Source organism: Microbulbifer variabilis (assembly GCF_023716485.1).
Lineage (GTDB): Bacteria > Pseudomonadota > Gammaproteobacteria > Pseudomonadales > Cellvibrionaceae > Microbulbifer > Microbulbifer variabilis_B.
Genome location: NZ_CP092418.1, coordinates 1,001,308 through 1,017,522, shown reverse-complemented (window position 1 = coordinate 1,017,522; position 16,215 = coordinate 1,001,308). Strand labels below are relative to the sequence as shown.

The following is a 16,215-nucleotide window of genomic DNA, read 5'->3' as shown; positions in this document are numbered from 1 at the left end:
GGCTTCACCACTTGTGAGGCTTAGGACTTGATTGTGTGCCTGTAGTGTTATTCAATCAATTTCATATTTTTTGCAATGAACATGAATAATTTTAATGATGATAGAAATGCGCCATCTGCGCGCCCTCTCTGTTCTGCGCGAGACTGGCAGCCTGGTGCGCGCCGCTGAGCATCTACACCTGACCCAATCGGCCCTCTCTCATCTGTTCCGGGAAATGGAGGAGCGCCACAACCTGCCACTATTTGTGCGTAAATCCCGCCCGCTGCGCTTTACCAGCGCCGGCTTGCGCCTGCTGCAGCTGGCCGATGACATATTGCCGCGCGCGGCTCTAGCCCAGCGAGACTTGGCACGGCTGGCCTCCGGCCAGTCGGGACGCTTGAATATCGCTATCGAATGCCACAGCTGTTACCAGTGGTTGATGCCGGCTTTGAATACTTATCGCGACGACTGGCCCGAGGTGGAGCTGGATCTGTGCAGTGGCTTTCACTTCGCACCGCTGCCAGCCCTTACCCGCGGTGACTTGGATCTGGTGGTCACCTCTAATCCAGACCGGGATTTGAAAGGCATCCACTATCAGCCACTATTCAGCTTTGAGATGTGCCTGGCACTCAGCCGCAAACATCCACTATTACAAGATGATGCCAAGCGCCGCTGGGTGACTCCCGGGGAGTTGGCCGGAGAGGTACAGATCACTTACCCGGTGGAGCGGGAGCGACTGGATATTTTCCAGAATTTCCTCGAGCCCGCTGGCATCGAGCCCGCGGGTGTACGCACGGCAGAGTTGACGGTTATGATGGTGCAGCTGGTGGCCAGTGGCCGAGGTGTCTGCGCCCTGCCCAACTGGGCCTTGCACGAATATCTGCAAAAAGGATTTGTGGCGCAGTTGCGTCTGGGGGAAAAGGGTCTATGGAGTACTCTTTATGCCGCCGTACGCGAGGAAATGCTGGAGCAAGCCTATGCCGCTGACTTTCTGCGGACCGCCCGGGATACCTGTTTTAGCCATCTAAACGGGATTCGCGCGGCGAGTTAAGCGAACTAGCCACTACTATCAGCAACAGATAACTGGAGCGGGTGCACACGCCCGCCGCAACCTAACGCCCGCGCTGGGCGCTGCTTTACAGGAGACGTTCTATGTCCACAACGAATGATCGCTGGAACTCAGTGAGTAAAGGCCTGCATTGGCTGTTTGTGATTCTACTACTGGCGGTATGGGGCGCCGTAGAGCTGCACGAATTCTTTGAACGCGACGATCCAATGCGCGGCTGGTTTATGCGCCTGCACTTCTCTCTGGGTGTCGCGGTGTTAATGCTGCTGGCAGTTCGTCTCTACTGGCGTGCGCGCCACAAGCGCCCGCAGATCCAGGGCCGCTCCTGGCAGAAGGCCTTATCCAACCTGACCCATGGTGCTCTCTACTTGGTTTTACTAGCAATGCCGGTTTCCGGTATTGCGATGCGTCAGCTGTTCGGCAGGGATACAGAGTTTTTTGACCTTTTTGCCCTACCGCGCCTACTGGCAGAGAATTCAGACCTGGGCAAGCAGCTCGGTTTCCTGCACAAGGATGTTCTGTGGCCGGCCCTGCTGATATTGGTGGGACTGCATATCGCCGCCGCGCTCTGGCACCACTTCGTCATGCGCGATAGCACTCTGACCCGTATGTTACCGCAGCGCTAAGCACTGCTACCCTAGACTTGCGGCATAAAAAACGGCGCTATAAGCGCCGTTTTTTATGCCTTGGATATTTGCTGGGAAAAGATTACTCCCCGCCATTATCCCGTTTGAACTTGGGCTTGCCCTTGGGTTTGCCTTTGGGCTTACCTTTAGGTTTGCCCTTCGCCTTAACGGCCGACTCATCAAAACGGGAAATCTTCATGGGCTTACCAGCCACCCGTACCTTCTTCAGATGCTGGAAGATTTCCTTGGGCATACCTTCCGGAAGGTCCACGGTGGTGAAGTCTCCATAGATCTCAATACGACCTATATAGGAACTATCCAGATCCACCTCGTTGGCAATGGCACCAACGATACCACCCGGACGCACACCGTGCTCGCGACCAACTTCGATACGGTAGCGCTCCAGCCCCTCATCGGGTGCCGGCATCTTGCGGTCTTTTTCATAACCGTCTTTCTTACGGCGACGCCCTTCAAAATCATCGTCCCGCTCGCGGCGTTCCCTTTCCCTGCGCGGCTTGGACTCCTGCTCTTTGATCAGCAGCGGCTGGTCACCCTGGGCCATGGAGGCCAAGGCAGCAGCGACATCCAGTGGGTCCACTTCATTCTGGGCGAGGAATTCCTCCACCAGCAAGCGGTAGGGTGCCAGGTCTGTCTGGCCTTCCAGGGTTGCGGTAATACGCTCGCGGAAGCGCTGCATACGGGCACTGTTAACCATCTCGGCACTGGGTAACTCCAGCTTCTCAATGGGCTTCTTGGTGGCCTTCTCAATAACACGTAGCATACGGCGTTCACGCGGCGCCACAAACAAGATGGCATCCCCTTCACGACCGGCGCGGCCGGTACGACCGATACGATGAATATAGGCTTCGGTATCGTAAGGGATGTCGTAGTTGATCACGTGGCTGATACGTTTCACATCCAGTCCGCGCGCTGCCACATCAGTGGCCACAACAATATCGAGCTTGCCGTTCTTAAGCTTATCGATTACCTGCTCGCGCAGGTTCTGCGCCATATCGCCATTCAGGGCGGCACTGGCAAAACCGCGCGCGGCCAGCTTGTCTGCAAGCTCAACAGTGCTGTTTTTGGTGCGTACGAAAATAATCGTGGCATCTACCGGCTCGGCTTCGAGGATACGAGTCAGGGCATCCAGTTTATGCAAACCGCCCACGGGCCAGTAGCGCTGGCGGATGGTCTCCGCAGTCTCTTGCTTGACACGGATTTTGACTTCAACTGGCTCGTGTAAATGCTCGCGAGCTATCCGAGCGATCTCTTTGGGCATGGTGGCGGAGAACAGCGCGATCTGGCGCTCTTCCGGAATCTGTTCCAATACCCACTGCACATCGTCGATAAAACCCATGCGCAACATTTCATCGGCCTCATCCAGCACCAAGGTACTCAGATTGGAGAGATCCAGGGAACCGCGACGCATATGATCCATCACTCGGCCAGGGGTACCCACCACTAGCTGCACACCGCGTTTTAATTGTTGGATCTGTCCACGATAGTCGGCACCGCCATAAATTGGAGCCACATGGAAGCCTTTCAGGTTAGAAGCATAAGCCTGGCAAGCCTCAGCTACCTGGATAGCCAATTCACGAGTCGGCGCTAGTACCAAAGCTTGCGGCCGACGGTTTTTCAGGTCCAGTTTGGACAGTAAAGGCAGTGCAAAAGCAGCTGTTTTGCCGGTGCCGGTCTGGGCCTGGCCCAGCACATCGCGATTCTCCAACAGGGAGGGGATTGTCTGTGCCTGAATCGGAGAGGGGGTCTCATAGCCCAGTTTTTCGATGGCAGTTAGGATTTCAGGCGGCAGGCCCAGCTGGTCGAAGCCGGCCGGTTTTGGGGTATCGGTCATTTCGGAATTCACTTGAAGCCTAAGTCCCTATCGTGGGACCGGAGCGGTGGGTCAAAAGGTCGCGCAGTCTAACAGGTTAGGCGTCCCAGATCAGCCTGTTTTTTAAGCAGATACCAGAAGAAAGCCACAACAGCTGCGAAATCTCGGCCCCACAGTGGGAGAATGATAGAAGAGAAAAGACCAGGCAGGGGCCGCAATCTAGTTAAAAAACCACTGAACACTCATTTTGCATCGGTCCTGATATTAGTGCCGACAGGCTTTGATAGCGGCAAAATGGAGTCTTTTCTACCAACTTCCTTCAAACGGGCACAAATCCTGTCCACTGTCGACTTAAGCCCTCGGGAAAAGCTGCCATCCACCTGTGTGCGCTCATACAGATAAGTATGAAAACGCCGGAAAAAATTGATGTCTACCGGCTCTGGCTTTTTCCAGAAACTAGAAAGGCTGCCCTGGTGCGTCAAACCCGGCAAATCATATAAGGACCGCCCCATTACCTTGGTAGGCACCTTGTGAAGCAGTGCGGAAATGCCCACAGTACTGTTGATAGTTACCACACCCCTTGTATGGTCCAACAAGGTCGGTAAATGCAGATCATGACAATAAATCACCCGCCCACTTATCCGATAACGCGCTTCCAGTACACTGATCAGCCTTTGATAGTGGCAAAAGCCGCGGTCCATCGGATGGTGCTTAAAAACAATGACCGTATCTTCAGGCGCATTTCGTGCAAAAGATTTACACACGACATCTATCGCATTCTCAATCGAGAGCAGGTCAGAATGCTTGCGCAACTGAAAATCATCGCAGGTCTGCAGAGGAAACAGGTAAAAACGGCCACTGTACTTTCCAGTCATCTGGCGGATAAGGCCGCGCTCGTTGAACTTATAGAGTCCCTTACGATAAAAGCTTCTCAGCCAACAGACGCCCTCCTGTAACCAACTGCGATTCCGGTGATGGCGATAACTGGCAAACTCTGATTGGGCAAAACGCATAGCCAAGTAATAAGCAGATGCGAAGTAGGCACGCCGCCAAAAAGTATGACCAACTGGCGCCGCCGGGGTACAGCCTCTAGGTAGATATTGGTCTATTGCCTGCCTGGACCAATCAGTTGAGGAAAAAGCATTAACCCCACCCCACTCCATAGTGACAAAATCGGGGCGCAGATAGCCTTCCTCGAAAACGATAAAAGCAACTCCCATCGATTGGCATACTTTTTTGGCGCTTTCATGCAGCCTTCTGCAGTCGCCATATGCAAAAACCGTATCAGCGCCATGCTCAGAAAGATAACGACGAAAAAAAGATGGCCAGTCAGCTTCTCTACCGGTGAAATCTACTTGGTAGTTCCCCCAGCCAAAGTAGCGATCACCTCCATTGAAGTTGATCTTGTGGGTAACAACACCGAGTTGCGAAAACCGCTTTGCCAGCTGGGCAAAAAACGGGCCATGCGGTCCCTGTAAAAATACTGCCACAGACATGAATAGGCCTACTCCGGAGTCACCCTACTAGGGGCATTGAAACTGAACAATGAAACATCAAGGGGACGATCGATAACTCATCACATACAAACGACTGCTATAGCAGACCAATAAACATCGCAACAAGAAACACAAAGCTGGTCATTCAATAGCCCAAAAATTTCCGAATAAAAAACGAACATCGATTGTACAGGCACTAATTTAGCGGTATAAACAAGTCTTCAGGATACATTACCGCAAATTTATCCATCAGGCGATAGCCTGAAAAGCCACCTTTAGAGACAAGTTTGCCCGATAAATAACGATGCGGGCCTGTGGATACTTCTCTGGTAAATTGATGCAGATTCAAAATTCATTTCAGTAATGGGGTTGGAAGCAGGCTCTATAGGAACCGGAATAGACACCAGTAGCCTTCACTTTATATATAGCAGAACAGATGACTCTCTGAGATTGCTCATTTGAAGAGTGTGGCGTACTTCACGGACGGCTATTCTAGAGAGTAAAGAAAATAATGCCAAGACAACCTATTACACGAGGAGCTCGCCAGCAATGTTCGTCTCTAGCAGGTTTAAAATCCTCTAATATATTTCAAATAACTTGATGCGCGCTCACTTTTTCAAGAGCCAACTTTTTCTCTGCACTACAGTGCCCAACTTAAAATAAAATGTATTTCAATCGATTGCATTCAGAATTATTCAGACTCAAGTATTTTGGAAGCCATCACACTTTTAGCACGATTAAAGGTACCAAAATAGTTACTCTGTTCTCCTCCTTCTGTTTTCCGGCTATCAATCTTCATCAACGCCTTCTTCCATATCCACTCAAATAGCAACGCGGTTGATCTCGGGAAAGGGGTGAACAAGGGGTTAAATGGGTTATCACGCGCCTGCATCCAAACCGTCATTCGGTGTGACTTTTGTAGCGCTCTACCACGGCAATGGAAACCATAAACATTGCCAATGATAAGCGTATTTTTCGGCACGGATAGCTTCTCCGCTTTAAAACCCATTTCTGCCAGTTCCTGAGTACTTACGCGAAATGAGCCATCCCAATAGCGCCCTGGAGCACGATCGGCCCCTTTCTTACATGCTTCTAAACTCTGCCTGTATTCCCATTTGAGCCGCCTCCATGTCAACCGGTGGGAACCGGGAACATAAACAAATGAGCCATTAGTATCTGAAGAATCATCTATGTATAACCAGGCTTTTACACATGGATGAAACGTGTCTGCATGCAAATCCCGCTGAGGATCTGGACGTGGAGTAACGTTCGCATGGTTACATAAATTTTCAATATAAAAGAGTGGAGGTCGATTCTTTGAGGAACAATAACGCATCAATCTATCCAAACCTTTATGGGAATAAAGCCTTTGAAAGTTTGGTGTTTTAGCTCTCTCCGTAGAGTCCATAAAGACTCGTTGGGTAATGGTAGTTCCCTCAATAACCTCTCTGACAGGGGCCTTCAGCTCAATCAACTCTTTAGTCAAGCGTTGAAACTCAGCCTGAGAAAGAAAATTTTTCTTAAGTAAATAACCATTACGTATGAATTCACGCCGATCTTCTGAGGAGACCAAAGGAGATAATAGTAAAAGACGAAATCGAAAAAGCAGGTGGGCCAGAATAACTCTGATCACATGTAACCCACAGCGATTTAAGAAGCTATTGCCCAGCAGGGGATTATTCTTAAAACTTTTACCCCAGCTGAGCGACTCAAAAATCCACTTTGGTACTTTCCAGCTTAGCCCAACCATAGAACGCCACATAACACTCCCCAAATTAAAATATGTTCTAAGCAGGTTTTACCCCTCCCACAAAAAAGAGGGAGGCCCAACAAAATCAAACACTCAAAACCGACTTATATTTGTTGCCAAATTAATTGACAAAACATAGATAAAAAGTATTGAGCTGAAATTCAATACTTTAAAAATCGACTCCGATACCAACGAAATATCTGCAAGAAAAAGCTTGCCGATTGATCGGATTTGCGACTTTTTTGCAAGATCTCAATGTTGGTTTTTGCATCAATAAATTCACCGCTCACCGAATCCACATATACAGGATAGAAAAGTAGAGTACCAGCGATTAACTGCTCCAAACTTAACGCTCTTTGCCGCCGAAGTTTAAAAGACTGCAAATCGAAAGCGTCATATACTGGCGCACTGAGAAGTATATCTTCTGTAAGCCCCCAACCAGCATAAAAAGGAAGCCCATAAGTTACCACTTTGATTTCTCGCAACAAAGCCTCAAAACCACACAGTGAACTCATGGTATGCACTTCATCCACTTTATCCAAAAGCAGAGAAATATCACCTTTTTCAATTAAACTGTCGTAAAGGGATTTTGCACCTACAGGCATCCCCCCTTCTCTTGCACCTTCAACAACATCTGGGTGGGGCTTATAGATAATATGGGCACTAGGATTTCTCGCCCTCACCTCTTTCAACAAAGCATAGTTACTTTTTATTAGCGGCGATCCAGTGGCAATGGAAGCATCACTCTCAACTTGACCGGGAATTAGAATAATTTTTTTATCCCTCGGAATCTCCAGCTCATAAGGTGACAATTCTCGACCAATGTTATATTTAGTTACTCTTTTATTTATTAAATTATCTCGCAATATTTTTGCTTGAATTAAACTTTCCGATGAAAATCTAGCACTATTGAGATACACTTCCAGATCACTGGAATAGCGGGCATCAAAATAAATACCACACGCATCCAATACCAATGAGCTTGGTTTTACCAGGTCAGCACCCAAACCCGTTGAGCGTAGAAAACCATCTTCAATTCTCCATAAATTTAATTGATTTTGTTGACACTGCTCAACCAAAGAATCTGTAACCTTACTGGCCCACACCAAAATATTGGTATTAGGTCTGGTTATTGCAGCCCTATCAAGAGATCTGAAGAAAGTAATCCTAGATTTATCCCCCAAAAAATTGGGAATAAAACTGCGTTTCCATGGGGAAAATCCAATTCCTAACCATGTCCCCTGAAAACGTTGCCACTGTCTTTTTTGTTCCAAAATCAATGACAACGTATCTTCAAATTCGCATGTAACACCCGTATAAGGATTGATATAACGGCAATAGCGAAGATAGGCCGCACAGAAAATTTCAGTCAGTGTTCGTTTTACATTGCGTCTGTCAACAAACTGGCGATCCTTTGTGAGCCCCCAGCCTGCATAGAAAGGAACACCAAAACAGTGCACTTCCTTACCTGCGATCAATGCATCAAAACCCAGCTGACTGGTAACTACATAGACTTTTTCAACGCGGTCAAATATTGACCATGGAGATAAATCCTGTCCAATAATCCTACAGCCTTCTTGCTTTGCAAGCTCTTGCAAATAACCACGTTTTCTGCCTGAAATAACGTCAGGATGTACTTTGACACAGATCTCAGCACCTGGATTTTCAGTAATCGCACTTCGCAGCATTTCCCTGAAGTGGCTCTCGGAAGCCAACCCAGCGGTTATTGATATATCACCATAAGTCTGGTCTACCACCAGGATCGCCGGACGCTCATCTGCTAAATCCAGAGGGATGTCAACCGATTTGTTATATTTGCACAAACGGTGGGTACGAAGAAGATAAAGTCCATTTTCAGCCCTATTGAGTTCTTCAACGCTAAAATCACTTGCACTGATCAAGCCCTCAAGATCACTGGGGCGAGAGGCGTCGTAATAAATACCGCTATAGTCCATGACCAAACTATGCGCTTGTGCTCCCTCCACTCCCAACCCCAGAGAGCGTAAAAAACCATCCTCAATACAGAAGTAAGGAAGTCCATTCCGTGTGGCTATTCGCTTTGCCTTTATCGACGTAGCCTTGAGCCCCCAGCCCACCATTTGGCTTACGTTTCTATTAGGCCTGGAAAATACATATTGACACTTAGCACCAAGAAAACGCTCTAGGGTACGCATTCTGCTAAGCCCTAAAGAGCAGTGCCCAACTACAGGCATTTTTTTGCCTCACTCAGCAGTTTTCCTCTTAAAGCATCATCAGCTGCCAATTGTAAAATGCCTTCTATCCAGAGTGATGGCTCCATAGGCAATAGAATTCCATTCTCCTGATGTCGAACCACCTTACCGTAGATAGCCCCCTCCGCATAAATGCCCACCGCACCTGCCTGCGTAATATCATAAAATTTGGTATGGGATCTTGCCCTATTGAAGGGGCTGTCCAAAAGAGGAGCTAAGCCTATAGAACGTCCCGGCCTCCGTAGCAAGGATAAATAAGTAGGCCATTTCATGGGGTACAGTACCCGTACTCTTGGTACACCACTAAATAAACGATTTACATGTTTATCCCCAATAATCTCAAAGCTCAGATCCGGATTTTCTGCCATTACTTCTTTGATAATTGGATAGAGCCAGTTGATGTCCTCATAGTGGGACGCTGATCCATGATAGAAAATAGAAAGTTGCTGGCCTTTATCTAGATCCAGTGGCTCTGCCGACAATAATTCAGGGGACCAATCCCGATATTTATTCTGTAGAAATGGAGTTGAGACCAGTAATTTCGCCCCTATAGACTTTAGCCAACGCTGTTTGGACCAGCTATAGCGCAGGATTTTGGACTGATAGCGCACTGGCATCCTCGCGAAGGCAGACCAATCCAACAAATCATCATCAAGAAATACCGAAACGCCAGATAACTTGCTTAAATTCTGTTGTATCAGTGATTGCCAGGAACGAGAAATATAACGTACAAAAATGAGCTGCACCCCTTTGAGCTCACCTTCAGAAGGAAGCTCATTGAAAGTTAAGCGCTTGATATTTACCCCAAGCTTGCGTAAGTAGGGAATAACAAAGTAATCGGTCGAGGGATTAGGCCCCTCCTCTACAACGATCCAACGGCTAGCTACTTCCATTCATACTCCAGTAGTTCAGGTAAATATAGGGTCATCACTTAAAAGGAAATATGATTGGCAGTAGTATCAAAACTGTTATTGAATAGGCAATTGTGAGGGGTAAGCCTGCACGTAAGAAGTCACGTAAATGGTAGCCACCCAAGTTTTGTACAATTAAATTAGTTTGATAACCAAAAGGCGTCAGGAAACTTGCACTGGCCCCATAAGCTACAGCCATCACAAACGGCATCCAACTAACGCCAAAGCTATCGGCTAAACTCCAGGCTAATGGAAATGTGAGCGCCGCTGCAGCATTATTGGTCATCAATTCGGTTAACAACAGAGTCAGCAAAAAAATACCAATAACCCCAACAAATGGTCCAGCCCCCTGGAGTGAATCTCGCATTGACAGAGCAAGACTATCTGCCAGTCCACTACCGGAGAAAGCTTCTGCTAAGACTAACGCACTGGCAATAATGATCCAGATCTGGAATGGAAAGCGCCGTTGTAGTTCAGTGGTAGTAACGATGTTCAATATCACCATAAAACCTAGCAATACCACCAAGCCTTTTAGTAGTGAAAAGAGCCCCAGAGCTGATCCTGCCACAACACTAGCGAACCCCAGCCCCAGTAACCAACTGTCCCTAGAAGTTAGTTGGCGCTGTACATCAGTACCACTGATTACATAGAAATTCTTATCAATATTACGATGGTGCTTAAAATCCTGCCCTACCGCCAAAAGTAAGGCATCACCAGGTTGAAGCTCAACCTCACCAAGCTTTCCGGACAGGCGATCACCGCCTCGGCGCATTGCCACCACGGCTGCATCGAAACGAGTTCGAAACTGACAACTTTTTAAGGTTTCACCGACGATACTGGAATTGGGAGTTAGAACGACCTCTGTCAGGTCCATATGCAGAGTATCATCATCCAATGCAAACAAATGCAGCCCCTCTATAGCCTGGAGCCTTTGTAGGTCACGTACATCACCACTAAAAATCAGCTTGTCACCACTACGAATAAGTTCGGTGGGGGCTACAGGGCTAATACTCTGCCCTCCACGAACAATTTCGATTAGGTAGAGTGTTTCGAGTTGGCGTAAATTGTTTTGCTCGACACTGTGGCCATCCAACGGTGAAGCGGGAATGACTTCAGCCTCCAACAAATACTGAGCCGCCTCCTCCTCTACGGCACCCCCCTCGGGGAGTAGATGATTGCACAGTAACAATACTACCAGCCCTACCATAACCGCGGCACTACCAATAGGTAGGAAAGCAAAAAAGTCCAGTGACGCCGCCCCCCTATCCAAGACAAAGCTATTTACAATCAAATTAGTAGAGGTGCCTATTAGTGTCAGTGTACCACCGAGAATGGCTGCATAAGATAAAGGCAACAGGAGCTTACCTGAAGGATGGCGCTTCTGAGCCTTAACACTGGATGCCAACGCCGCGACAATAGCTGTGTTATTTAAAAAGGCAGAACTCAGGGCGGTAGCACTGGTAAGTCTAAGTAGGCTGGATATTAACTTCCCACCGATCAAACCATCAGATATCGCCCGGAGCCAGCGTGCTTTCTCCAAGCCAATAGAGATTAGTAGTAACACGACCAATGTCACCAAGCCGGGGTTAACCGCCTTTTGTAGCACCGACTCGGCTGGAACTAACCCGGTCAAAAAACATACAATAGCAGCAGAGGCAAAAACCAAGGAGGGACGAACACGAGTAAAAATCAGCGTAAAGATAACTAGACCGAAAGTGCCAGCAACAAATAATTGGGAAAAAGTCATAAAATTGGGGGGTCGCTCTGGTTACCTAGGTAGATATTTCACCTAAAAGATATCTTTGGCAAAGGCAAACTATACTAAATCTGTTGCCGGCACCCAACGCCTAGCTTTGCTCCCAACCTCGTAATGAATCTAGTTCTTCTCGCAGGGATGAAGATGGAAGCATACTAGCCCAATAGCTTCTATCAGTGACTAAAGAGATTGGGTTGTTCAGCCCTAAGTATGCCAGTGCATGAACAATAAACTACCTGCTCATAAATTAAACAGGTATCAATCTTAGGGTTGCTCAAAAATTACTCAACAGATAAAAAACTACCCCCGAAAAACCTCCTCTAAACCCGATATGAAATCTGTGGCAACAAATCCAAGATGTTTTGCGCCAACTACGAGCAAATTCTCAAAGTATATAGCTATGGATTGTGGAATAACGACAAAACAAATGGCTACGTTTTAAAGAGGCATATTTTGAAGAACCAATACTATTTACGGTGCATAGGCCAAATATTATCTACTAAGAAGCAATAATAGGAAAAGTCATGGGCTAAAATTAAATTCTTGGGCACACCCCAGAAATTCACAAACGCCCCTCAGCGCGCAACTTTTTAACATTATATCGCACACACACTACAGCACATTCCACTTATAGTAAGTACTCTAGTAATATAGTCGGAGTCATCTGTGGAGCTTTGATAAGTCTGCCAATGCCCTCTAGGGAAAATCAGCTTTTTATCGACTGACACAATCATTCAGCGCCACAAAGGAGCCTTTGTTTTTTCATTTAGACCTAAAGAAAAGTCTTCCCTGGTATGAGTTAAGAATGGGCTGTAGTAGGGATCCTTTCCCTCGTATGTTGACCACCTGGTCTTTAAACACATTGCTTCACGATCAAACCTAGCCCGCTTTTCTGGCGTATTATCAATACCTCGACTAATAGATTCATGGTGATACATTTCTGCCCAAGGTGTCCATAAATTACGATAACCAGCTTCCTTAACCTTCAAACAGAAATCAACATCATTGAAGGCCACCTCGAAATGTTGTTCGTCTAACCCTCCAACAGTTTCATAAATACTCTTTCGCACCACTAAGCAAGCAGCTGTAACCGCAGAGAAATTTTGTGTACACATCAGACGATTCATGTACCCTTCTTCATTGCGATGATAAAATTTATGAGGATGACCTGCTAATCGCCCCAGACCAACAACGACGCCAGCGTGTTGTATACGACCGTCACCATAATACAATTTGGCACCAACACAACCTATTTCTGGCCTTAAGGCATGTGAAACCATTTCATTCAGCCAGTCAGGAGAAATCACTTCGATATCATTGTTTATCAGACCAATAAAATCACCACGAACATGTTGGACACCAAAGTTGTTGATTGCCGAGTAATTAAAGGGTGCATCGTACTTGAGCACTCTAACATTGGGGTATCCTTTCAACGCAGACAAATATTTTAGTGTTTTCGGATCAACACTTTGGTTGTCAAGAACCAGTATTTCATAGTTCCTATAGGTAGTATGATTAACAATACTTTCGATACATTGACGAAGTATCGATAACATATCTCGTGTGGGTATCAAAAGAGAAACCAGGGGTTCTTCTTTTTGAAGGGGCCAACGAAGCTTAAGAACCTTATGGTTTGTCATAGCCTTTACTTCAACATTTCTGCATCCTACATCATTTAGATATGTCTTTAAAATATGCTCACTCTTTTGTAAATATCTTGTATTATAAAAGGATTTCTGCCTGTGAAAAAGGACTCTAGGGATATGGATAATTTCCCGTTGCGGCTTCTTTAGCTTCCGTAAAGCCAAGAGGAATAACGAGTAATCCCATGCATCTTCAGAAAATAGTCTATGAATTTCAGAAATATCTACTAAACCAGGGGCAAAAAGAACAAATTCACCAATATAATTCCTTGAGAAGAATAGATCTGGATTCCAAGCAGGCTTGAAATCAGGCAGGCATCTTTTCCCAGCTTCATTAAGAAAATCCTCATCCGCATAGATTAGTTTTGCATGCGGCTTGCTCTGTAAAACATGCTGTAGACAAGTGAGAGCTTTGGAGGAAAGTGATGCACGCGGAGGACATAAAAGTTGGTAAGCATCAAAAGAGATAAGATTTGCAAATTGATTTACAGATATAGATTTATCAAACCATTTAATTCTATCATTTCCATTCACAATTTTATCAAGCGCGATAAAAGTGTCTTTTGTAATTTCATCTGAAGGTAAAATAAAAAGTTGCCAAGTTTTATAGTCTTGGTCAAGAATTGAATCGATAGTACTTCGAATAGACTTCAGGGGATCATTTATATCAATGGGCATTAACAATAGAAATTTTATTTTATCTGAGGAATCAAGCGGATCGGGCCAAAAGGTTGGTTCTATTTTATTCACCCAATCTCTATAAGATACACGTACCCCAGTTGGTCTAAATGTGGCGTCGTAGCAAGCCCAACGGTTTGTGAGCCTGAATGGTACTTGTAATTGGCGACGCTTAAGTCGTGAGCGCATTCGATCACGAGCAAAAAAAAACGATACTCGAACAAGGGTTAATTGACGAATAGTAAATTTACACTCAGTTTGAGCGGGAGAAAACTGTAATTCTTCTCCTCCCCTAGCAAACCAAAGCAAACGCTTGGATATACGTCCATTACGAACAGGTAGGTGAAGCTTCTGAGATTTATTCCTGTCATTCTGCCGTAGGGTGAAAATCGCATTTAAATAGCTTAGATTAGACTCAATTAAAACCTCGACCATATACCATCCACGTGACATATATTTGTTGTCTATGCTAAAATTTGGCTGATTGGTTGTTGATCTTCCCACTACGTTACCATGGGTCTCACTCTTAACTTCTAATCCCTGAAGCGGAATTAAAAGTGGACGTAAATCGTATCTAGTGAAATGAGGGATAGTAATTTTTGAAATTTCAGTTTTCATAAAAACATTAAATAACTCTTCAATATTTTCATATCATTTGTTAAAGCACTGTAATCCTAGAAAAAAACCTATACTCTTGAACGATAAATTTAATTTATTTAAACTTAGATGAACCAAATAATTTAAATAAAAGAGACTTGAAGTCTCTAGTAATACTATATTGTGTTATTGCAGCTTCTTGACTATTAAAATAAGCTTCTAGCTCAACATTCCCACCAGAGAAAATATGGACCATATATTCAGATCCATGGGATTTAGGAAGTGAATTTGGATATTCTAACTTCCAATCAGAGAAATCATATTTCAAGTAGCACATATATCTCTTGAAAATAGGCTTTAAAAATGTTACATCTTCTTCCGAATACCATTCCCTCCAATTTCCATAGGACTTAGTTCTGATTACTCCTTTGTGATTTTTATCAACGGAGATATTATTCTCAACAGGAAAGGTAAGGTATTCTTCTAACTGCCCCAAATTTCTATCAATTAAATCCTCATATTTCAAAATAAGCCAATCCTTATTAACTGCAGTGAGGAATTTTTCAACTTTTAGATGTAGATCTGTGATTTTTTTTGCAAATCTTGAAAAAGATTTGTGACTCTGGTTAAACAAAAAAAATGTAGGTATATCTTTCGGATATAACTCTTTATGTCTGACTAATCTGAGAGTCCTTTCAAATTTATTCTTATCTGGGTTATGTGCCCGGTGCCACCTATATAAAGTCTGACTGATGAATCTATCACGAGGATCCCTAACAATAAAAATTTTTTTATCGAAATAGTCCTGATAGCGTAATATCTTTGTGGGCGATACTCCAGAATCAAGTAAGGCTTTAACAATCTCATTATCATTTGATTCCACATGGCAATTTACTCCATCTTTAGAATACAGTAGAGATCCATTAGTTTCATAGATATCATATGGCTCAAAAACTTCTTGGGAGCTCCCATGAAGTATATTTTCCATAGATTTCTTCACCATCGTATGTAGAAAAGTGGTCCCAGATTTACTCAACCCATAGATTAAAATCCGCATTAAAAATATTCACTTTTGTAAAAAACAAAAATATTATTACTGCAAAGTATATTTCAAACATGTCAGAAAATATATTCTTTATTTTTCAAGCTCAAGAATAAAGATAACCAAAAATATATTTATATTACTGTAGTTGTTGGAAAGTTAAATTTTTAGTGATTGTCTCAAAAAAGGGTTTCCACGCTGGTTAATTTCATATTAGCTTTACGCATACTTACACTACTCTTTCTGAAAATATGTAAACATAAAAGCCAATAAAATTTGCATTTCACAGTATAATTCCAGCTAAATTCTATTCCTTTAACATCCTAAATTGAAGTAAACTACCAGCCTTAGTTTATAAATGGAAGTACTTCAACCAATCGCTGACAGACTGTGATCCTAGATAACAATTGAAAAGATTTTTTGCTTTTAGAACATCCAATTCAATTACTTCAAGTAGTTATAAATCGAAAAATTAAGTGATTAATTCAGATATATTAACGTAATATCCGATTTTATCCTTCATATTTTAAAAAAACAAATAAGTAAAAATGAAATTGCAAGGAAATAATCAAGGAATAAAAGTTATATGAGATCCGCTTACACGGGGTA

10 protein-coding genes are annotated in these 16,215 nt (G+C 44.6%); 2 read left to right on the top strand and 8 right to left on the bottom strand.

All coding sequences use genetic code 11. From position 1 onward, the window contains the following. The first annotated feature begins 94 nt into the window (after positions 1-94). Together MJO52_RS04525 and MJO52_RS04520 are read left to right on the top strand one after the other, a co-directional pair. Positions 95-1,030 (top strand): LysR family transcriptional regulator, encoded by a 936-nt coding sequence (locus MJO52_RS04525; protein ID WP_286037006.1) that lies wholly within the window; start codon positions 95-97, stop codon positions 1,028-1,030. A 101-nt stretch (positions 1,031-1,131) separates the two neighbouring features. Next, entirely contained in the window at positions 1,132-1,671 is a 540-nt protein-coding gene (locus MJO52_RS04520; RefSeq protein ID WP_252084759.1) for a cytochrome b, read from the top strand. Between the two features lie 82 nt (positions 1,672-1,753). On the opposite strand, the gene MJO52_RS04515 is transcribed toward MJO52_RS04520, so the two are convergent. The 8 genes from MJO52_RS04515 to MJO52_RS04480 form a co-directional block, all read right to left on the bottom strand. Continuing rightward, the gene (locus MJO52_RS04515) at positions 1,754-3,523 is read right to left on the bottom strand and encodes a DEAD/DEAH box helicase (RefSeq protein WP_252084758.1); all 1,770 of its coding nucleotides are present in this window, start codon (positions 3,521-3,523) and stop codon (positions 1,754-1,756) included. A 221-nt stretch (positions 3,524-3,744) separates the two neighbouring features. Further along, on the bottom strand, positions 3,745-4,998 hold the full coding sequence (locus MJO52_RS04510; RefSeq protein ID WP_252084757.1) for a capsule biosynthesis protein: 1,254 nt from the start codon (positions 4,996-4,998) through the stop codon (positions 3,745-3,747). A 691-nt stretch (positions 4,999-5,689) separates the two neighbouring features. After that, entirely contained in the window at positions 5,690-6,760 is a 1,071-nt protein-coding gene (locus MJO52_RS04505; protein ID WP_252084756.1) for a phytanoyl-CoA dioxygenase family protein, read from the bottom strand. A 149-nt stretch (positions 6,761-6,909) separates the two neighbouring features. After that, positions 6,910-8,922, bottom strand: a complete 2,013-nt coding sequence (locus MJO52_RS04500) for a capsular polysaccharide biosynthesis protein (protein ID WP_252084755.1) — start codon at positions 8,920-8,922, stop codon at positions 6,910-6,912. Positions 8,923-8,951: 29 nt separating this feature from the next. Further along, positions 8,952-9,872 (bottom strand): glycosyltransferase family 1 protein, encoded by a 921-nt coding sequence (locus tag MJO52_RS04495; protein ID WP_252084754.1) that lies wholly within the window; start codon positions 9,870-9,872, stop codon positions 8,952-8,954. 34 nt (positions 9,873-9,906) lie between these two features. Next, positions 9,907-11,637, bottom strand: a complete 1,731-nt coding sequence (locus tag MJO52_RS04490) for an SLC13 family permease (RefSeq protein ID WP_252084753.1) — start codon at positions 11,635-11,637, stop codon at positions 9,907-9,909. A gap of 743 nt (positions 11,638-12,380) precedes the next feature. Then, a complete protein-coding gene (locus MJO52_RS04485; protein ID WP_252084752.1) occupies positions 12,381-14,585 on the bottom strand; it encodes a glycosyltransferase family 2 protein in 2,205 nt (734 codons plus the stop codon). 94 nt (positions 14,586-14,679) lie between these two features. Next, a complete protein-coding gene (locus tag MJO52_RS04480; protein ID WP_286037005.1) occupies positions 14,680-15,621 on the bottom strand; it encodes a sulfotransferase domain-containing protein in 942 nt (313 codons plus the stop codon). Positions 15,622-16,215: the final 594 nt, after the last annotated feature.